Raw genomic sequence first — 18,298 nt, 5'->3', positions numbered from 1 at the left:
ACAAATTAATGTTTAAAATGACGTGTTCCAGTAAATACCATAGCAAGATTGTTTTCGTTGCAATAATTGATACTCAATTCGTCTTTGATTGATCCTCCCGGCTGAATTACAGCTGTTACTCCGGCTTCTTTTGCAAGTTGCACACAATCCGGGAAAGGGAAAAATGCATCGCTGGCCATAGAAGCTCCTTCAAGGCTAAACCCAAAGGATTTTGCTTTCTCAACAGCTTGCATCAAAGCATCTACTCTTGAAGTTTGTCCGGTTCCAGAAGAAATCAAAGTTCCGTCTTTTGCAAAAACAATCGTATTTGATTTAGTATTCTTACACACTTTTGAAGCAAAAATCAAATCTTCAATTTCTTGCTCCGTTGGTGCTTTTGTAGTAACGGTTTTTAAGTCTGCTTTAGTATCAGTTATATTGTTTCTTTCTTGAATTAACAGCCCATTCAAACAAGTTCTAACCTGTTTTTGAGGCAATTCCACTTCATTTTGAATCAATATAATTCTATTTTTCTTTTCTTGCAAGACAGCAATTGCCTCAACATCATACGAAGGAGCAATTACAACTTCACAGAATAATTTGTTTATCTCTGTAGCTGTCTCAACATCAATTTTAGCATTAGCAATCAAAACCCCACCAAAAGCAGATGTAGGATCACAAGCCAAAGCTACTTTATAAGCTTCGCTAATGGTTTCTCTAGTAGCTAATCCGCAAGCATTATTGTGCTTTAAAATAGCAAATGTAGGCTCATCATTCTTGAATTCGTGAATTAAGTTTACGGCAGCGTCAACATCTAATAAATTGTTATAGGACAACTCTTTACCATGAACTTTGGTAAACATTGCATCAAAATCACCGAAGAAAAACCCTTTTTGATGTGGATTTTCTCCGTATCTCAACACTTGTCCATTATCAATACTTGCTTTATAAATAGTTTCATCAGTATTGAAATAATTAAAAATGGCTCCATCATAATGTGAAGAAACATGGAACGCTTTGGTAGCCAATAATTTTCTATCTGCCAAAGTTGTCGCTCCACTTTGAGCTGTTATAATATCCAAAAACATGCTGTATTGATCCATGGATGGAACAATTACTGTGTCTTTAAAATTTTTTGCAGCGGCACGAATCAATGAAATTCCTCCGATATCAATTTTTTCAATAATATCTTCTTCGCTAGCGCCAGAAGCTACTGTTTTTTCAAATGGATATAAGTCAACAATTACCAAATCAATTTGCGGAATATCATATTCCTTCATTTGTTGAACATCACTTTCATTATCTTGACGGTTTAGGATTCCTCCAAAAACCTTTGGATGCAATGTTTTTACACGTCCACCTAAAATAGACGGATAAGAAGTAACATCTTCAACTGGGACAACTGGGATTCCTAAATTTTTAATGAATTCCTCTGTTCCTCCTGTCGAATAAAAAACCACATTTTGCTCGTGTAGTTTTCTTACAATTGGTTCAAGACCTTCTTTTGAAAAGACTGAAATTAATGCTGATTGGATTTTTTTTGTCGTGCTCATTTAGTAGTTATAATTTTAAACCGCAAAAATAGTTTTTTTTGACAATATAATTCAATAAAAAAATTGTAACAATCTCATAAAATAATACACCAATTATTAGAGCCTGTTTAAGTTTTATTTATTGGCTCTCTTATGACGATTTTTGGCTACAACTTCGTTAAATTTTTATACAATAGCTCTGCTATTTTATAAAAATTTGCCTCGTTTCACTCAAAAATCCTCTAATAATAAATCTCAAAAATAAAATTTAAACAGGCTCTAAATCCATTTTTTTAGGTTTTTGAAATAAAAAGATGGAATTTTACAGTAACGCAAATTCAAAAAACATGATAGTTTATCTACGATTATTAAAAGAGAGTTTTGGCTTTGCCATGAATGCATTACGCAGTAATAAATTAAGAACATTACTTTCTTTATTAGGAGTAACTATTGGTATATTTTCAATAATAGCGGTACTTGCCGCCGTAGACTCATTGGACAGAAAAATTTCTGATGAGCTAAGCAGTCTGGATAAAAACACGATTTATTTATTAAAATTCTCCTTCGGTCCTTCGGATATTCCTCAATGGAAAAGAGAACAATTCCCAAATGTAAAATACACTGAATATGTTTATTTAAAGAACACAATGACTCATACTGAGCAATTGGGATACCAAATATTTACCAAAAGAGAAAATATAAAATACGAATCTAACACCGTCAGTGATGTAAATATCGTTCCGGTTTCGCATGAGTTTATTGACATTCAGGGTTTAAAATTTGAAAAAGGGCGCTTTTATAATGAATCTGAAGCCAATTCAGGTGCTCCCGTAATTGTTGTTGGAGATGAAATTGCCAAATCACTTTTTGAAGATTCAGAACCTATCGGTAAAAAAGTGAGATTGTATGGTCAAAAATTCACTGTTATTGGTGTTCTAAAAAAAATTGGCTCTTCCCTTGGCGATAGTGACGATTCCTCAGTCTTTATTCCGGTTAATTTTGTAAGAAGGCTGTATGGTGACAACAATCCAAATTTAACAAACGTAATCATATTCAAACCTGAAAAAGGGGTGGACATGGAAGAATACAAAAGTGAGATCACTCAAAAGTTAAGAAGCTTCAGAGGTCTGAAAGCTGGTGAAATTGATAATTTCTTCATTAACGTTTTTGGAGGATTCCTTGACCTTATTGATAATATTATTGGCGAAATGAATTTGGTAGGATGGATTATCAGTGGGTTTTCACTATTAGTAGGAGGATTTGGAATTGCCAATATTATGTTCGTATCCGTAAAAGAACGCACTAACTTAATTGGAATACAAAAATCATTGGGAGCCAAAAATCGTTTTATTTTGCTGCAATTTTTATTTGAGGCAATAATACTTTCAGTTCTTGGAGGGATAATCGGATTAGTTATGGTTTGGATTATCGCGATGGTTTTGACCAAAGTATTAGACTTTGAATTTGTATTAGGGTTAGGAAACATTCTTTTGGGAACTGGCTTAGCCGCAGTAATTGGACTTATTTCAGGAATACTCCCTGCCATTAGCGCATCAAAACTAGATCCTGTAGAAGCTATCAGAACCGGAATGTAATGTGTTATAGTTTTGTTATTTAACTGTAAATTTTTGGATACTGAAAATAATTAGGTATTTTTGGTTAGTTGACAATTTAATTAAATATTCAAATAAATGAGCTTTAACTTACAACCTGTTGACACCGTTGAGTCCATCACTAGAGAAGATTTTAAAAAAAACTATTTGGATAAAAAAAAGCCTTTAATTATAAAAGGTTTGACAAAAGACTGGCCTGCAAGAGAAAAATGGTCAACTGAATATTTCAAAGAAATTGCTGGTGATATCGAGGTGAAATTGGTTGATAATTCAAAAGCAGATCCGTCTAAAGTAATCAACGCCTCAATAGGCAGCATGAAATTTGGTGAATATCTTGATTTAATAAAAAGGGAACCTACGGAGCTGCGCATTTTTTTCTTTAATCTTTTCAAACACCGACCTGAATTAGTCAATGATGTCAAAGTTCCCAAAGACTTAATGGGAGGCTTTATCGAGAGCATGCCAGCCATGTTTTTCGGTGGTTCAAAAGCGATTACCTTTTTACATTATGATATCGACCTACCTCATCTTTTTCACACCCATTTTGGAGGAAGAAAGCACATTATATTATTTGACAACAAATGGAAAAAAAGACTGTACTGCATTCCTAACACAACCTATGCCTTAGAAGATTATGACGTAACCAATCCTGATTTCGAAAAATTCCCCGCTCTGAAAGGAGTCGAGGGCTACGAAGTTTTTCTGGAGCATGGAGACACGCTGTTTATGCCAACCGGAATGTGGCATTGGATGCGTTATATTGACGGATCTTTCTCTTTGACACTTCGCGCCTGGGATCAATCCATCACCCGAAAAATAGCCAGCGTTTGGAGTTTATTCATGCACGGCGCGGTAGATAGCGCCATAAAAGTAATTTTCAGGGAACGTTATGCCAAATGGCGCGAAAAATTAGTTTTTAAAATAGCCGAAAAAGAACTTAAAAAAGGCAGACCGAAATAGTATTAAAAACAAAAAAGAGGATGTCTTTGAGACAACCTCTTTTTATGTTTGATAAGTTTAAAATTATCTTATTTCATTATTCTGAATCAAATCGATGTATAAGTTAATCTTATCTTTCAATTCTTTTCTAGGCGTGATAAAATCCAAGAAACCATGTTCCAAAAGGAATTCGGCGGTTTGAAATCCTTCCGGTAAATCTTTACCAGTTGTATCTCTCACTACACGTGGACCTGCAAAACCAATTAAAGCTCCAGGTTCAGAAATATTGATATCTCCCAACATCGCGTAAGATGCTGTTGTTCCTCCTGTAGTTGGGTCTGTACAAAGCGAAATATAAGGAAGTTTAGCTTCGGCAAGTTGCGCCAATTTTACTGATGTTTTTGCCAATTGCATTAAAGAATACGCGGCTTCCATCATTCGGGCACCTCCAGATTTAGAAATCATTACAAAAGGCAATCTATTCTTGATAGCATGATCAATTCCTCTTGCGATTTTTTCTCCAACGACTGCCCCCATAGATCCACCTATAAAGGCAAAATCCATACAGCAAATTACTAATTCTCTTCCTTTTGATTTTCCAACTCCGGTACGCACAGCATCTTTAAGCTGTGTTTTGTCCATTACCTCTTTTAATCGTTCTGAATATTTTTTGGTATCGACAAAATGCAACGGATCTTTGGAAGTCATATTTTTGTCCAATTCAACAAACTCATTGTTGTCAAATAAAATATCAAAATAGGCTTCACTTCCAATTCTAACATGGAAACCATCTTCAGGACTTACAAACAGATTGCGTGCCAATTCTTCAGCATCAATAATTTTTCCTGTAGGTGATTTGTACCAAAGCCCTTTTGGAATATCCATTTTGTCTTCGGTAGCCGTAGTGATTCCTTTTTCTTTTCTTTTAAACCAAGCCATTTTTTTATAGTATTCAGTGTTCAGTATTTAGTATTCAGCTGCCTATTATCATTTTCGGAAACTGACCACTTTTATATAGTATTCAAAAATAAAATTTTCAGTATTTAGAGCTGTTTTACCAACTAATCTCTAAACACTGAAAATTGATGATTTTTATTATAGAGTATTCACATTATTTAAGTCAGCAAATGCCTGCTCTAATCTCTTAATGAAAGTCACTTCACCTTCACGCAACCATTTTCTTGGATCGTAGTATTTTTTGTTTGGAGCATCTGCACCTGTTGGGTTACCTATTTGTGTTTTTAGATAGTCAATGTTGTCTACCATGAAATCACGGATACCTTCAGTAAATGCAAATTGCAAATCAGTATCGATGTTCATTTTTATAACTCCGTAACCAATTGCCTCTCTGATTTCTTCTAATGTAGAACCTGATCCTCCGTGGAATACGAAATCAACTGGATTGTGTTCAGTTTTGAATTTTTCTTGTACGTAATCTTGAGAATTTTTTAAGATTTTTGGAGTCAATTTTACGTTTCCTGGTTTGTAAACACCGTGAACGTTTCCAAAAGAAGCAGCAATTGTAAATCTTGGGCTTACTTTTGATAATTCTTCATAAGCATAAGACACTTCTGAAGGTTGAGTGTATAATTTTGAGCTATCAACATCAGAGTTATCAACACCATCCTCTTCACCACCAGTGATTCCAAGTTCGATTTCAAGTGTCATTCCCATTTTGCTCATTCTAGCCAAATATCCTTTACAGATTTCGATATTTTCTTCAATTGGCTCTTCAGATAAATCAATCATGTGAGAAGAAAACAATGGTTTTCCTGTTTCAGCAAAATGTTTCTCTGATGCATCCAATAATCCGTCAATCCAAGGTAATAATTTTTTAGCGCAGTGGTCAGTGTGCAAAATAACAGTTGCTCCGTAAGCTTCAGCTAAAGTGTGAATATGTTTTGCACCAGCAATTCCACCAGCGATAGCAGCTTTTTCTCCTGCATTAGAAAGTCCTTTACCAGCGTTAAATTGTGCTCCACCATTTGAAAATTGAATGATAACTGGTGCTTTTAATTTAGCTGCGGTTTCTAATACTCCATTAATAGTATCCGATCCAATAACGTTTACTGCTGGAAGAGCAAATCCTTTTTCTTTTGCATATTTGAAAATCTCTTGTACTTGATCTCCTGTAGCCACTCCTGGTTTAATATTGTGTGCCATTGTAATTTTACTTTTTTAATTGTTTTTTTTAGTTTTTAGATTTTGAGTTGCAAAAATAAGAATTAATTAGCACTTAGAAAGGGTAATTGATACCAAAATTAAACACAGAATTTGCAAAATTATATTGAGTAAACCATCTTTTGTCCATTTCTAAGGCTGGATTGTAAGTTTTAAACCCTAAATCCAATCTGACTGCAAAGAAACCTAAATCGTATCGAATACCAAATCCTGTACCTAAAGCTATTTCTTTTAAATCTTCTATTGAATTGAACTGAGCCGGCTCATACTTAACTGCATCAAAAACATTCCAAATATTCCCTGCATCTGCAAAAAGGGCGCCATTCCATTTTCCTGTAATCAGAAATCGGTATTCTCCACTGATTGCAATTTTCATATTGGCTTCGTTAAAATCATTGGAAAACGAACTACTACCGGGACCTAAATTATATGCTTGCCATCCTCTGTTATCGTTAGCACCTCCAGCGTAGTAACTCTTCGTAAATGGAATAGAATTAGAATTTCCATAAGGAATGGCAATACCAAAGAAAGCCCTCATAGCAAAAACATTGGCTTTATTTACATTCCAGTGTTTAATAAAATCAAATTCTGTTTTTATATACTCCGAATATTCCAAATTGAAAATTTCATAATTTCCATTAGCGTTTTTCGGAAGGTTAGCAACATTTGAAATCAAAGACAACATCGTCCCGGCCGATTCAATTTTGGTTCTGAAAGTATAAAAATTATTATCAAATTCATCCTTCTTACTCGTTTTGGTAAAACTGAAACTGGTTGCCAAAATAAAGTCATTATCTGTAAGCCTTATTCTTTGTTGTTCTATATTGCTTACATCCTGATACTCCTGATCTTCCTGCTTCAAATCTGTTTTTAAAGTTAAAACATCTTTTGTAAAACCTGATGTTCCGCTTTCAATAATCAAATTTTTATTTCCATCAACATATTCAGGATTTGTATTATGATTTTTTCCAATATCGTTTAAGGCATCATAAGAGCTGGTATAAATGTGAAAATAATTTTCAGGATTCAAATTACGAACATACTGAAAGTTTAAAAAATCAAATCTAGTATTCGTCTTGACTTTTGGAGTCCAATTATAAGAAAAAGATCCAGTAAAATTTTCTTTATCCAATCCAATATTGGTTTGCTTTGAAAGTCCCAAACTAACCACGGTGGAAGGAATCATACTCTTCGGAATTACTTTTTCCGTTTTAACAGGGAAAAGAATTCGCGGAAAATTCAATTTGGCATCAAAACCATATTCTGAAACATTAAAAAAACTATCATTTGGAATTGCTACATCGTTCGAAGCTCCTATATTTCCTCTGGCCGAAAGCTCCAAAGTCTCGGCACCATTAAAAACATTCCGGATTGTTTCGGTAATACTTCCAGCGATCCCAAAATCCTCAATATTCGAATGAGTCGCATTCAAATCATAAGTTAAACTGTATTTTTTTTTGGGAGTCAGATAAATTTTTGCAATCAGAGATTCTGCTAATGTATCCTGCTTATCGACCACATATTGAATTGTCGGATAATTAAATATCTTCAAATTATTCAAATACCTGGTTGTCAAAACTGTTTTAGTATCATTAAAATATGCTCCTTTAGAAAGAAAAACGGCATCTGTTATAGCATGAGGAGTGTACTTAATTTTTCCATATCCATACAAATTCATATTATTATAGGAAACACTGTCTTTAATAGCCAAATCATGTCGCTCCGCTTTATAATCAGTATAGATTTTTATATCACTAATTTTATACAATTTAAAAGGCTCTGTCTTTGTTGAGTCGTTCTCCTGATAAGAATAATTCCCAACATTTAATATTACACTGGCTTTGTTTTTCTTACCAATAGTGTCAATATCAAAATTTATATAATTTGCCTGAAAACGAAAAGCTCCACTATTTCTAAAGAGAGTGGTTATTCTATTTTTTTCACTTTCAAAATCCTCGGTTTTATATTGTTTCCCGGGTACAATTAACGACTTTGTTGTCTTATAAATGGAGTCCAAAGCTGGAGTTTGGATATCCGTTCTTAACGAATCAATAAAATAAGGATTACCAGTAGTTAAATTATATTTTAATTGTGCTCTTTTTGGAGCCAAAGAATCCCTTTTAAAGGTTGCCGCTACATCAAAGTAACCTTTGTTAAAATAATAACTTTTAAGCCTTATCAACGACTTACTTGCCTTTACAGTATCAACAATTACGGGAGCTTCTCCAGTTTCTTTCAAAAAATTATGAATCCCCAAATACCAAAAAGATTTACGAAGCCCTTCGACCTGTTTTGCCGAAAGCCATTTGACCTCCCTATCGTATTTCCTTTTATTGTTATAATATTTGGCATTAAAACTCGAATCAGGATTTGGGTTGGCCCAATTGTAAATATTCAACATTGGCCTAAATCCTAGCATCGAACTATTGGGCTGTTGGTACAATTGGTCGTATATAGTTTGGTTCTTTAGCAGTTTACCGTTTTCGAAGATTTCATTCTTAACAAGAAGTTGTTGTTTGGCAGGAACTCTCTTTTCTGCATTACAAGCATACAAAAGAATACTAATTAGGATAAATAATGATATTTTTGCAAAGCTCCTTTTCTTTTCAAAAAAAATGGATTGCCCAAAATTTCCAGCAAACCGCATTTTTATTTTAAAAGAAGAAAAAGAATTATTCATGTAGGGCTCTTATTATAGAATATTTATCAAAAGTACATTTTTTTATGCTTAGTAAAAACCAAATAAAGCTTATATCAAGTTTACAACAAAAAAAACATCGTTTTGCCAACCAATTGTTTTTTGCCGAAGGCATAAAAGTAATTCAAGAATTAGTAAAATCAAATTTTGAATTAGAACATCTTTACACAACCAAAGATGATTTTAATGATGTAGCCTCAAATAAAAGAAGCGTTATTTCAGAAAATGAATTAAATAAAATTAGCGCTTTATCCACACCAAATACTTGTTTGGCGGTATTCAGAATCCCTTTGGAACAAAAAATCATTGAATCCGGATTAATCATCGCTCTCGACTCCATCCGTGATCCGGGAAATTTGGGTACAATTCTTCGCCTTTGCGACTGGTTTGGAATTCAGCAATTGATATGTTCAAAAGAAACGGTTGACATTTATAATCCAAAAGTCGTTCAAGCTACCATGGGGTCTATTGCAAGAGTAAATGTAAATTATGTTGATTTAGAAACTTTCATCAAACAAACCGAATTACCCGTTTTTGGAACTTTTATGGACAGTGAAAACATTTACAAAACAACTTTACCACAAGAAGGCATTATCGTTATGGGTAATGAAGCCAATGGGATTTCTGAAAATATTGAAAAACTTATTAACAAAAGACTCACTATCCCTCGATTTGGAAATACTCAAATAACCGAGAGCCTTAATGTCGCTACGGCTACAGCCATTATCCTAAGCGAATTTAGACGACAAAATTAAAGCTAGGCGGCTTAATGAAAAGTAAAATTAATTAAAAAACCTCTTGATTTAAGCGATTCAATATTACCTGTCCAAGGACTGTTTGGGTTATTATCGCGGATTAATTCATCATTAATTCCAAATTGTCCTCTTATAGAAGGAGAGAATATAAAGTACTCTGAAAAAATATCAATCCCGAAACCTATCTCATAATTAGTAGTCCAAGATTTTACCCTAAATCGTTCTTCATAATTATCGTCCAAAGATTTTGAATTACTGGACAAATTTAAATTTGCCGACACTCCACCTAACAAATAAGGACGAACATTACCAGTTCGAAGAGATGAGAATTTCAGCAATAACGGAAAATTAATATAAGTACTGTTTATCTCTCTGATAGCATCGCTAGGGCTGTCAAAACCAACTGTTGGAGGATATTTCAACGTTCTGCTCCCATAATAAAGACCTGGCTCAAAACGCAAATCCAAATATTCCATCAATCGCAAATTGGTCACCAATCCAACATTGAACCCAACGGCGTTATCCACTTGAATATCTGATGAATACCTTGGATCGGTCTCCATTTTTTTATAATCAATCTTGAAATCATAAGAGTTAAATCCTAAATAGAAACCAAAGTAAAGTCGTTTCTTTTGCCAATTTTCCAGATTAATAATAGGATCCTTACTGAAAATGCTGTTCGAATTTTGTGCAGTTACTTTTATGGCAATACTCAATAGGATTAATACGATTATTTTTTTCATACTTGAGCCGAATGTTTTCAGTATTATTTTTTAGAAGCTGAGTAAATGGTTGCAACTCCAAAAGTTTGTGGCATTGCTTCCACATTTATAAACCCAGTTTTTCTCAAAATATTGTTGAACGCTTCTCCGTAAGGAAAAGAAGCCGCTGATTCGGATAAATAGCCATAAGCAACATTGTCTTTTGAGAATAGCTTCCCTATCAAAGGTAAGATATTTTTGCTGTAAAAATTATATCCTTGTTTATAAGGTGTTTTTTCAGGTACGGATGTTTCCAAAACAACAAAAATCCCACCCGGTTTTAAAACTCTCAAAATTTCAGACAATCCTTTTTCCAAATGTTCAAAATTTCGAACTCCAAATGCTACAGTTATTGCATCAAAAAAATTATCTTCAAAAGGTATATTTTCTGAATCTCCCAAAACCATTTCAATAGTTTGAGACAGATTTTTTTCTTCTATTTTAATCTTTCCTATTTCGAGCATCCCTTCCGAAATGTCCAAACCAACAATTCTTTTAGCCTTCGTTTGAGCCATCAAAATTGCTAAATCTCCCGTACCAGTTGCAATATCCAAAACATTTCCAGGATTGGTTTTGCTAACTAATTGCAATACTTTCTTTCTCCATTTAACATCGACACCAAACGATATAACTCGGTTAAGGTTATCATAGTTCCCGGAAATATTATCGAACATTTTGGCTACCTGTTCTTTTTTACTAAGTGAGGAGTCTTTATAAGGTGTAATTTCTTTTGGCATTTTTTTAATTTGTACAAATATAAACAAACTGAATAAACTATAAATGTGTTTTTAGCTTTCGATAGTATTTTATCAAATAATTAATTTGAAGCAAATAACCTACAATATACTATTTTAAAATGAAAAATAATTGAAATATCACTAAAAGTGGGTATTGCGGAAACTGTTTTTATTACTGAAGTTTGTACTTTAAAATTTAAATATTCTTTTTAATGATTAGACGGGAACTAATGACCCAAATCAAATGGATGCTTCTTGCGCTATTTATCTCATTTGTTCTTGTATTCTTTTTTGAAAGTACAGTCAGTAATGGCTGTATTATTTTGAAAGCGCAAAATACGTTCTTAGGATTAAATTTGTTTTTGGAAATTTTAATTTTCTTTGCCTTTAGTACCTTTGTGGTATTTGGTACTAAAGGCTTTTTTGAGTTGTACTCTCAAAAATTATCAAATTATATTATCTTATTTTCTGGGGTAATATTAATATTTGTGATTTGTATATTATGTTATCAAATCTTAGTACAAGAATAGGTTATTCCCGCTGATCATTAAAAAAAGCATCCTAAACTTGGATGCTTTTTTATTTTTTACACAAATGTTAATTTAAAATACCGTTTTAGATTTTCACAAAGGTTTGATAAGTAAATGCATATTGATGTTTATCATCTATCGGATTAAATTCGGTTTGAATTTCCTTCCATTCGTCAGAATTAATTTCTGGAAAAAATGCATCAGCATCAAAACTATGATGCACCTTTGTAATTTCAAGCTGATCTGCAAATGGGAGTCCTAAATTGTATATTTCTCCTCCTCCTATTATATAAGTAGTTTCGTTTTCAGGACAAACAGCTATCGCTTTTTCAATACTATCTACAACTATACAACCTCCTGGATTATAATCCTTGTTTCTCGTTACTACAACATGAGTTCTATTAGGAAGTGGCTTTGGAAAACTTTCAAATGTTTTCCTCCCCATAATAATATGATGCCCAGTCGTAAGGGCTTTGAATCTTTTAAAATCGTTAGGAAGATGCCAAACCAACTCATTATTTTTACCTAGCGCATTGTTTTCTGCCACAGCAGCAATCATTATAATCATAATTAAGAGTCTAGTTTAGGATTTGTTTCTTCTATTTTGGATTTCAATTTCTCTATTCTTTTTTGTTGTTGGCTTACCAATCTTTCTATTTGGTCTCTTTCCCAATTTTTATTCATAAATCGATCAGTTATAAACACTTTTATAAAATGCAATACAAAAACAAATAACCACAAAGTAATTCCCCAAATACACCAATATATATCTAATCCAGTATTAAAAAAATATGCCGCAGTAATCAAAAAAATACTTGCCAACACAAAAAAAACAAAATGGTAATATAATCTTTTCTTTTGCTTTATGCGATTTCTGGCATACTCATATTGCTCGTGAAATTCTTTTTCCATAGTCTAATTTTTCTCATAAAGATAAAATTATTTTTTAAAAATCTTCCTTTTTAGATATTGATTATTTAATGAGAAATCGTTTTCTTTTTTTCAAATTAAAATTAAAACGATTCAATTTTTTTATTAAAATAGAAAAGAGGATGTTTTTTTGCTATTGTGCTAAAAATGAAGCAGTTTGTTAAAACATCAAAATATTTTACTTACTTTGTTATAACTTTAAAAATGAAACAGTTATGTCAATAAAAAAACAATTTATAAAAACTAAGCCAGTTTGCAAAGTTACTTTTTCGGTAGAAGCAAAAGAGGCTAATGAAGTATCTGTAATTGGTGATTTTAATGATTGGAAAGTAGAAGAAGGAGCTTTAAGCAAATTAAAAAACGGAACTTTTAAAGGAACTTTCGATTTAGCTAAAGATTCAGAATATGAGTTCAAATATCTTATCGATGGAGCTTATGTAAACGAGCCCGAAGCTGATTCATTCAAATGGAATGATTTTGCAGGAACCGAAAATAGTGTATTAGCTATATAACAATAAAAAATCCGCTCAAAGGCGGATTTTTTATTTAGACAGCTACACTTCCTTTAATTAAGGCATGTGGCTCATATCCTTCTAGCGTAAAATCATCATAATCAAAATCGAAGATGTTTTTTATGTTAGGATTTAAAATCATTTTTGGCAATGGTTTTGGCTCGCGAGTAAGTTGTAACTCGAGTTGCTCAAAATGATTGTTGTAAATATGTGCATCTCCAAAAGTATGGATAAATTCACCTACTTCAAGATCACAAACTTGTGCAATCATCATTGTTAACAATGCATAGGAAGCAATATTAAAAGGAACTCCCAAAAAGATATCGGCACTACGTTGATACAATTGGCAGGAAAGCTTTCCTTTCGTTTCTCCTTTGGATTCATCTGGCGAAGCAACATAAAACTGGAAAAAAGCGTGACAAGGAGGCAGTGCAGCTTTATTATTGGCTACATTTTCCTCAAATGACTTTGTAGTATCCGGCAATACTGATGGATTCCAAGCCGAAACCAGCATTCTTCGGCTGTTTGGATTTGTTTTTAATTCAGTGATAAGCTCACTAATCTGATCGATTTCTTCACTGTTCCAATTACGCCATTGGTGTCCATAGACAGGCCCTAAATCCCCGTTACTATCTGCCCAGGCATCCCATATTTTCACTCCGTTTTCTTGAAGATATTTGATATTAGTATCTCCTTTCAAAAACCAAAGCAATTCATAAATAATAGATTTTAGGTGTAATTTTTTGGTAGTCACCATTGGAAAACCTTCCGATAAATCAAATCGCATTTGATAACCAAAAACACTTTTTGTTCCAGTTCCGGTTCTATCCCCCTTTTGATTTCCGTTTTCTAAAACGTGTTTTACTAAGTCTAGATATTGTTTCATTTGTACTTAATCGTTACACTCTTTAATCATTTATCCTCCAATTGGCATAACCACCAATTAAACTATTTAATATTATGATTCCCTTTTAGAAATCTCATCACGAATTTTAGCCGCTTTTTCATAATCTTCATGCTCCACAGCCTGTTCCAGTAATTCGTTTAATTCCTGTAAAGTATGATTAGAATAAGTACTGCCTGATTCATTGCTTTCAGCATTTCCAAAAGTTTCAGGATTGGACAAAATATCATCCATTTCATTTGGAGTATCTGTTTCAAGAGGATTTGCCTTTAAATAAATACCTGCTTTGTCCAAAATATTTTTATAGGTAAAAATCGGCGCATTAAATCGAATCGCCAATGCAATAGCATCTGAAGTTCTTGCATCAATTATTTCTTCGATTTTATCTCTTTCGCAAATAATGCTGGAATAAAAAACACCATCAACCAATTTATGGATAATGACTTGCTTGACAACAATATCAAAACGCTCTGCAAAATTCTTGAATAAATCATGTGTCAAAGGACGAGGAGGCTTAATTTCTTTCTCCAAAGCAATTGCAATAGACTGAGCTTCAAACGCCCCAATAACAATAGGTAGTTTGCGTTCTCCATCAACCTCATTTAAGATTAATGCATAAGCACCGTTTTGGGTTTGACTGTACGAAATTCCTTTTATAGATAATTTAACTAAGCTCATGTTGATATAATGGGAAGTACCAAGTACTCTATTAATTGTGTCTTTTTCCTTGTTTTAAATTTAGTGCAATTTTAATCAAAATATATGGAACAAAAAAGCTACCCAATACAAAGATACAATTATCTTACTTCTAGGTAGCTTAATTATAAAGAGATATTAAATCTTAAGAATGTTGCTCTTTGAAAGCTTTCAATTTGGCTGTTAATTGTGGTAAAATTTCAAATGCATCACCTACCACTCCATAATCTGCAACTTTAAAGAAAGGAGCTTCGGGATCACTGTTGATTACCACTTTAACTTTCGAAGAGTTAATACCAGCGATGTGTTGGATAGCCCCAGAAATACCAATAGCAATATACAAATTGGTAGCTACAGGCTTTCCTGTTTGACCCACGTGCTCTGCGTGAGGTCTCCATCCTAAATCAGAAACCGGTTTTGAACAAGCTGTTGCCGCTCCAAGTACACTTGCCAATTCTTCAAGCATTCCCCAGTTTTCAGGCCCTTTAAGACCGCGTCCTCCAGAAACTACAATATCAGCATCGGCGATTGAAACTTTACCGGAGCTTTTTTCAACAGAAGCAACTTTTACACCAAAATCAGCATCGTCAATTGTTGGGTTAAAATCTTCTTCTGTCAATGAAGATGCATTTTCAAAAATACCATAAGTGTTTTTAGCAAGAGCCAATATTTTCACATCGGTATTGATTTCTGTTATATTGAAAGCTTTGTTTGAAAAAGCCGTTCTTTTTACTTGAAAAGGAGAAGTACTTACCGGCAAACCAACAACATTTGAAGCATAACCAGCCTCTAATGCCACAGCAACTAATGGAGCCATGTAAATACTGTCCGTTGTTGAGGACAATAAAATTACTTTGGCCGCTTCTTTCTGCGCCGCTTGTTTGATAACATCAGCATAGGCTTTAGCATTAAACCCAGCTAATTTATCATTGCTTACTTTTAAAACTTTATCAACTCCGTATTTTGACAATTCCGAAACATTTGCTGCATTTACAGTCACAGCCGTTACAGTTGTCCCTAATGATTCGGCTACTTTTTTTGCATAAGAAGCTAATTCTAATGCTACTTTCTTAAATTTTCCTTCTGCAGATTCTGCATATATTAATATTGACATAGGATTTGTGATTTTAGATTTTAAACTTATGATTTCAGATTTTTAAGAACAATTTTCGATTTTTTTACATCAGCAATCAAAAATCGTTAATCTGCAATCTTAAATAACTTTAGCTTCGTTGTGTAATAAATTGACTAATTCATCCAAGTTATCTGCAGAAACCAATTTCACTGCCGATTTTGGAGCCGGTTTTTCAAATTTTACCACTTTGGAATTTACAGCAACATCAACTGGCTCAAGAATTGTTAATGCTTTGGTTCTTGCAGTCATGATACCTCTCATGTTTGGGATACGTAAATCTTTTTCTTCCACAATACCTTTTTGAGTTCCTATGATAATCGGTAATGAAGTGTTTACCGTTTCTTTACCTCCATCTATTTCACGTACAGCAGTTACATTAGAACCATCAATTGTGATACCAATACAAGAGTTCACAAAGTTATATCCTAAAATACCTGCAATCATACCAGGAACCATCCCACCATTATAATCCAACGATTCTTTACCGGCAATTACAACATCGTAACCACCATTTTTGATTACTTCAGCCAATTGTTTAGCAACAAAAAATCCATCAGCAGGGTTTGCATTTACACGAATGGCTTCATTGGCACCAATTGCCAACGCTTTTCTCAAAGTAGGTTCTGTGTCTGCTCCTCCAACATTCACTACGGTAACCGTAGCTCCTTGTTGCTCTTGAAACCAAAGGCCTCGAGTAAGCCCAAATTCGTCATTTGGATTAATTACATATTGAACCCCATTGGTATCAAATTCAGCATCTCCGTTAGTGAAGTTGATTTTTGAAGTAGTATCAGGAACGTGGCTGATGCAAACTAATATTTTCATAATTATATATTTAAATTCTATTTTTTTCCTGACAAATTTAAAATAATAAATTGAATAATATATTATGCATGCATAATATATTATCAACAACTATTACGATTTCGTAAATCAGAAGTAAATAATAATTTTTTATTGGGGATAACTAAAAAAGATAGGCCTACAGATATTCTTTTTTAGAAACTTTCTAGGGGAATAGAATGTTGTTTTTTAGCCCCGATTACTTCGTCAGTTCGCTCCGCTCGTGTGCCGTAAAAATCCTTGTGAACTGGGGTTCAGCTAAAAAGATTACTCCGTCAGTTCGCTATCACATGCGTGCAGCAAAAAGCGGAGATAACTCCCTAAAAAAGCAAATGCTTCTGCTCCAAAAAAATAAAAAAAATCTCAAATAACAAAACAACTAAAGGAACTTTATGATTTTGATTCATTTTAAAAAAAAGGAATTAGCAGAAATAACACTTAAAAAAAACAATACCTTAAAACCTTGTTATTTTAAGGAATTTTATGCCTTTAAGTAATTTAAAATAATTATTTTTGCCATTCAAAAAATTACACACAGACTATAACAATATGAGAACGATACAATTTAGAGAGGCCATTTGTGAAGCGATGAGCGAAGAAATGCGCCGAGATGAGTCCATATACTTAATGGGTGAAGAGGTTGCTGAGTACAATGGTGCCTACAAAGCATCTAAAGGAATGCTTGCTGAATTTGGTGAAAAAAGAGTAATCGATACTCCAATTGCTGAGCTTGGTTTTACTGGAATCGCTGTAGGATCTGCAATGAACGGATGTCGCCCGATAGTAGAATATATGACTTTCAACTTCTGTTTGGTTGGAATTGACCAAATTATAAATAACGCTGCGAAAATTCGTCAAATGACCGGTGGACAATTTAACGTGCCAATCGTTTTCCGTGGACCAACTGCTTCTGCAGGACAATTAGGAGCAACTCACTCTCAAGCTATTGAAAACTGGTTTGCTAACACTCCAGGACTTAAAGTTGTAGTTCCATCAAATGTTTACGATGCTAAAGGTTTATTAAAATCGGCTATCCGTGACAACGATCCAGTTATTTTCATGGAGTCTGAGCAAATGTACGGAGACAAAGGTGAAGTGCCAGATGGTGAGTACACTATTCCTCTTGGAGTTGCCGATGTTAAACGTGAAGGGACAGATGTTACTATCGTTTCTTTCGGAAAAATCATCAAAGAAGCTTATATCGCTGCTGATGAATTAGCAAAAGAAGGTATCTCTTGTGAAATTATTGACTTGAGAACTGTTCGTCCAATGGACAAAGAAGCAATTTTAACTTCGGTTAGAAAAACAAATAGATTAGTTATTCTTGAAGAAGCTTGGCCATTTGCAAGTATCTCTTCTGAAATTACTTATATCGTTCAGGAACAAGCTTTTGATTTCTTGGACGCTCCAATTCAACGTATTACAACTGCTGACACTCCTGCACCATATTCTCCAGTTTTATTGAAAGAATGGTTGCCAAATGCTGCTGACGTTGTAAAAGCTGTTAAGAAAGTTTTGTATAAGTAGTAATTTATACTAATAATCGAATATAA

The 18,298-nt window shown here is 33.6% G+C and carries 17 protein-coding genes; 5 read left to right on the top strand and 12 right to left on the bottom strand.

Annotation, left to right across the window (positions count from 1 at the left end; genetic code table 11):
• Window positions 1-5: 5 nt before the first annotated feature.
• Window positions 6-1,532: a bifunctional phosphoribosylaminoimidazolecarboxamide formyltransferase/IMP cyclohydrolase gene (gene purH / locus OZP12_RS04010; RefSeq protein WP_281227763.1), complete on the bottom strand. Its 1,527-nt coding sequence runs from the start codon at window positions 1,530-1,532 to the stop codon at window positions 6-8.
• A 326-nt stretch (window positions 1,533-1,858) separates the two neighbouring features.
• On the opposite strand from purH, the gene OZP12_RS04005 reads away from it, so the two are divergent.
• Together OZP12_RS04005 and OZP12_RS04000 are read left to right on the top strand one after the other, a co-directional pair.
• Window positions 1,859-3,106, top strand: coding sequence for an ABC transporter permease (locus OZP12_RS04005; protein ID WP_281227762.1), 1,248 nt, complete (start codon window positions 1,859-1,861; stop codon window positions 3,104-3,106).
• Between the two features lie 96 nt (window positions 3,107-3,202).
• Complete coding sequence (locus tag OZP12_RS04000; RefSeq protein ID WP_281227760.1) at window positions 3,203-4,084, top strand: cupin-like domain-containing protein; 882 nt, start codon at window positions 3,203-3,205, stop codon at window positions 4,082-4,084.
• Between the two features lie 63 nt (window positions 4,085-4,147).
• Here the strand turns inward: OZP12_RS04000 and accD are convergent, their stop codons facing one another.
• The 3 genes from accD to tamL form a co-directional block, all read right to left on the bottom strand.
• Window positions 4,148-5,002: an acetyl-CoA carboxylase, carboxyltransferase subunit beta gene (gene accD / locus OZP12_RS03995; protein ID WP_281227759.1), complete on the bottom strand. Its 855-nt coding sequence runs from the start codon at window positions 5,000-5,002 to the stop codon at window positions 4,148-4,150.
• 156 nt (window positions 5,003-5,158) lie between these two features.
• Window positions 5,159-6,226 carry a class II fructose-bisphosphate aldolase gene (gene fbaA, locus OZP12_RS03990; protein ID WP_281227758.1) on the bottom strand — a complete coding sequence of 356 codons (1,068 nt, stop codon included), beginning with the start codon at window positions 6,224-6,226 and terminating at the stop codon, window positions 5,159-5,161.
• A gap of 73 nt (window positions 6,227-6,299) precedes the next feature.
• On the bottom strand, window positions 6,300-8,924 hold the full coding sequence (gene tamL, locus OZP12_RS03985) for a translocation and assembly module lipoprotein TamL (protein ID WP_281227757.1): 2,625 nt from the start codon (window positions 8,922-8,924) through the stop codon (window positions 6,300-6,302).
• A 44-nt stretch (window positions 8,925-8,968) separates the two neighbouring features.
• On the opposite strand from tamL, the gene OZP12_RS03980 reads away from it, so the two are divergent.
• Entirely contained in the window at window positions 8,969-9,697 is a 729-nt protein-coding gene (locus OZP12_RS03980; protein WP_281227756.1) for a TrmH family RNA methyltransferase, read from the top strand.
• 11 nt (window positions 9,698-9,708) lie between these two features.
• Here OZP12_RS03980 and porT read toward each other — a convergent pair whose 3' ends face one another.
• The 4 genes from porT to OZP12_RS03960 all read right to left on the bottom strand — a co-directional run bounded on the left by porT (window position 9,709) and on the right by OZP12_RS03960 (window position 12,637).
• The gene (porT, locus tag OZP12_RS03975; protein WP_281227755.1) at window positions 9,709-10,440 is read right to left on the bottom strand and encodes a type IX secretion/gliding motility protein PorT/SprT; all 732 of its coding nucleotides are present in this window, start codon (window positions 10,438-10,440) and stop codon (window positions 9,709-9,711) included.
• 23 nt (window positions 10,441-10,463) lie between these two features.
• Entirely contained in the window at window positions 10,464-11,195 is a 732-nt protein-coding gene (gene ubiE, locus OZP12_RS03970; RefSeq protein ID WP_281227754.1) for a bifunctional demethylmenaquinone methyltransferase/2-methoxy-6-polyprenyl-1,4-benzoquinol methylase UbiE, read from the bottom strand.
• Between the two features lie 615 nt (window positions 11,196-11,810).
• A complete protein-coding gene (locus OZP12_RS03965; RefSeq protein WP_281227753.1) occupies window positions 11,811-12,293 on the bottom strand; it encodes a dihydrofolate reductase in 483 nt (160 codons plus the stop codon).
• Between the two features lie 2 nt (window positions 12,294-12,295).
• A complete protein-coding gene (locus OZP12_RS03960; RefSeq protein WP_281227752.1) occupies window positions 12,296-12,637 on the bottom strand; it encodes a 2TM domain-containing protein in 342 nt (113 codons plus the stop codon).
• 233 nt (window positions 12,638-12,870) lie between these two features.
• On the opposite strand from OZP12_RS03960, the gene OZP12_RS03955 reads away from it, so the two are divergent.
• Complete coding sequence (locus OZP12_RS03955; RefSeq protein ID WP_281227751.1) at window positions 12,871-13,167, top strand: isoamylase early set domain-containing protein; 297 nt, start codon at window positions 12,871-12,873, stop codon at window positions 13,165-13,167.
• 34 nt (window positions 13,168-13,201) lie between these two features.
• On the opposite strand, the gene OZP12_RS03950 is transcribed toward OZP12_RS03955, so the two are convergent.
• From OZP12_RS03950 to OZP12_RS03935, 4 genes are all read right to left on the bottom strand, one after another.
• Complete coding sequence (locus OZP12_RS03950; protein ID WP_281227750.1) at window positions 13,202-14,053, bottom strand: thymidylate synthase; 852 nt, start codon at window positions 14,051-14,053, stop codon at window positions 13,202-13,204.
• A gap of 72 nt (window positions 14,054-14,125) precedes the next feature.
• Complete coding sequence (locus OZP12_RS03945) at window positions 14,126-14,749, bottom strand: bifunctional nuclease family protein (protein ID WP_281227749.1); 624 nt, start codon at window positions 14,747-14,749, stop codon at window positions 14,126-14,128.
• Window positions 14,750-14,912: 163 nt separating this feature from the next.
• Entirely contained in the window at window positions 14,913-15,881 is a 969-nt protein-coding gene (locus tag OZP12_RS03940; RefSeq protein ID WP_281227748.1) for an electron transfer flavoprotein subunit alpha/FixB family protein, read from the bottom strand.
• Window positions 15,882-15,980: 99 nt separating this feature from the next.
• The gene (locus tag OZP12_RS03935) at window positions 15,981-16,727 is read right to left on the bottom strand and encodes an electron transfer flavoprotein subunit beta/FixA family protein (protein WP_281227747.1); all 747 of its coding nucleotides are present in this window, start codon (window positions 16,725-16,727) and stop codon (window positions 15,981-15,983) included.
• 567 nt (window positions 16,728-17,294) lie between these two features.
• Between OZP12_RS03935 and OZP12_RS03930 the strand changes: the two genes are divergently transcribed.
• Window positions 17,295-18,272, top strand: coding sequence for a pyruvate dehydrogenase complex E1 component subunit beta (locus tag OZP12_RS03930; RefSeq protein WP_281227746.1), 978 nt, complete (start codon window positions 17,295-17,297; stop codon window positions 18,270-18,272).
• Window positions 18,273-18,298 lie beyond the last annotated feature (26 nt).

This window comes from Flavobacterium aquiphilum (genome assembly GCF_027111335.1).
In the GTDB taxonomy this organism is placed as follows: Bacteria; Bacteroidota; Bacteroidia; order Flavobacteriales; family Flavobacteriaceae; genus Flavobacterium; species Flavobacterium aquiphilum.
The sequence above is the reverse complement of the archived record's forward strand: the minus strand, read 5'-3'. Positions and strand labels throughout refer to the sequence as shown.

What these genes read in the sequence shown, in the direction of transcription:
- purH (WP_281227763.1), bottom strand. Translation starts at nt 1,532, where the DNA reads ATGAGCACGACAAAAAAAATCCAATCAGCATTAATTTCAGTCTTTTCA.
- OZP12_RS04005 (WP_281227762.1), top strand. Translation starts at nt 1,859, where the DNA reads ATGATAGTTTATCTACGATTATTAAAAGAGAGTTTTGGCTTTGCCATG.
- OZP12_RS04000 (WP_281227760.1), top strand. Translation starts at nt 3,203, where the DNA reads ATGAGCTTTAACTTACAACCTGTTGACACCGTTGAGTCCATCACTAGA.
- accD (WP_281227759.1), bottom strand. Translation starts at nt 5,002, where the DNA reads ATGGCTTGGTTTAAAAGAAAAGAAAAAGGAATCACTACGGCTACCGAA.
- fbaA (WP_281227758.1), bottom strand. Translation starts at nt 6,226, where the DNA reads ATGGCACACAATATTAAACCAGGAGTGGCTACAGGAGATCAAGTACAA.
- tamL (WP_281227757.1), bottom strand. Translation starts at nt 8,924, where the DNA reads ATGAATAATTCTTTTTCTTCTTTTAAAATAAAAATGCGGTTTGCTGGA.
- OZP12_RS03980 (WP_281227756.1), top strand. Translation starts at nt 8,969, where the DNA reads ATGCTTAGTAAAAACCAAATAAAGCTTATATCAAGTTTACAACAAAAA.
- porT (WP_281227755.1), bottom strand. Translation starts at nt 10,440, where the DNA reads ATGAAAAAAATAATCGTATTAATCCTATTGAGTATTGCCATAAAAGTA.
- ubiE (WP_281227754.1), bottom strand. Translation starts at nt 11,195, where the DNA reads ATGCCAAAAGAAATTACACCTTATAAAGACTCCTCACTTAGTAAAAAA.
- OZP12_RS03965 (WP_281227753.1), bottom strand. Translation starts at nt 12,293, where the DNA reads ATGATTATAATGATTGCTGCTGTGGCAGAAAACAATGCGCTAGGTAAA.
- OZP12_RS03960 (WP_281227752.1), bottom strand. Translation starts at nt 12,637, where the DNA reads ATGGAAAAAGAATTTCACGAGCAATATGAGTATGCCAGAAATCGCATA.
- OZP12_RS03955 (WP_281227751.1), top strand. Translation starts at nt 12,871, where the DNA reads ATGTCAATAAAAAAACAATTTATAAAAACTAAGCCAGTTTGCAAAGTT.
- OZP12_RS03950 (WP_281227750.1), bottom strand. Translation starts at nt 14,053, where the DNA reads ATGAAACAATATCTAGACTTAGTAAAACACGTTTTAGAAAACGGAAAT.
- OZP12_RS03945 (WP_281227749.1), bottom strand. Translation starts at nt 14,749, where the DNA reads ATGAGCTTAGTTAAATTATCTATAAAAGGAATTTCGTACAGTCAAACC.
- OZP12_RS03940 (WP_281227748.1), bottom strand. Translation starts at nt 15,881, where the DNA reads ATGTCAATATTAATATATGCAGAATCTGCAGAAGGAAAATTTAAGAAA.
- OZP12_RS03935 (WP_281227747.1), bottom strand. Translation starts at nt 16,727, where the DNA reads ATGAAAATATTAGTTTGCATCAGCCACGTTCCTGATACTACTTCAAAA.
- OZP12_RS03930 (WP_281227746.1), top strand. Translation starts at nt 17,295, where the DNA reads ATGAGAACGATACAATTTAGAGAGGCCATTTGTGAAGCGATGAGCGAA.